Source organism: Streptomyces sp. NPDC002276, from assembly GCF_053891435.1.
On the sequence record NZ_JBSFCQ010000072.1, the window covers coordinates 1 to 1,009 of the forward strand.

1 protein-coding gene is annotated in these 1,009 nt (G+C 67.9%); it reads left to right on the top strand.

Going from position 1 to position 1,009, the window contains the following annotated elements:
• Nucleotides 1-9: 9 nt before the first annotated feature.
• The coding region (locus tag ACWIHT_RS47250) for a phosphopantetheine-binding protein (protein ID WP_456174840.1) at nt 10-1,009 on the top strand (1,000 nt) is incomplete at its 3' end.

The window sequence follows — 1,009 nt, forward strand, 5'->3', positions numbered from 1 at the left end:
GGGGATGTCGTGCGCTGGAACACGGACGGGGTCCTGGAGTTCCTCGGCCGGGCTGACGCACAGGTGAAGGTGCGCGGCTTCCGTATCGAGCCGGGTGAGGTCGAAGCCGTCCTGGCAGGGCACGGGCAGGTGGCTCAGACGGCGGTTGTCGTGCGGGAGGACATCCCGGGGGACAAGCGGATCGTCGCGTATGTGGTGCCTGTTGATGGTGGTGCTGTCGACACGGCCGTGCTGCGTGGTCTGGCGGCGGGGCGGTTGCCGGATTACATGGTGCCGTCGGCGTTCGTCACGCTCGATGCGCTGCCGTTGACGCCGAACGGGAAGTTGGACCGGCGGGCGTTGCCGGCGCCGGAGTACGCCGCGGGTGTGGGTCGTGGGCCGCGTACCTCACGGGAGGAGATCCTGTGCGGTCTGTTCGCCGAGGTCCTCGGCGTGGATGCCGTCTCGATCGATGACAGTTTCTTCGAGTTGGGTGGTCATTCGCTGCTGGCGACTCGTCTGGTGAGCCGGGTCCGTTCCGTCCTCGGGGTAGAGGTGAGCATCCGGGCGTTGTTTGAGGCGCCGACGGTGGCGGGTCTGGTGGGTCGGTTTGATGAGGGTGGTGGGGTTCGGGAGCGGTTGGGTGTGCGGGTGCGGCCGGGGGTTCTTCCGGTGTCGTTCGCGCAGCGTCGGCTGTGGTTCCTGGGCCAGTTGGAGGGCGTGTCCGCGACGTACAACATTCCTCTCGTGCTGCGCCTGAGCGGGGCGCTCGATGTGGGGGCGTTGCAGGCGGCGTTGGGGGATGTGGCGGGTCGTCATGAGAGCTTGCGGACGGTGTTTCCGCAGGTGGACGGTGAGCCGCGGCAGGAGATTCTGACGGGTGCTGCGGGTGTTCCTGAGGTCGTCGTGGAAGCGGTGTCCTCGGATGGGGTGGCTTCGGCGGTGGCCGGTGTGACTGGCGCGGGTTTTGATCTGGAGCGGGATCTGCCGTGGCGGGTGCGGTTGTTGGAGGTTGCCGACGCGGTCGGTG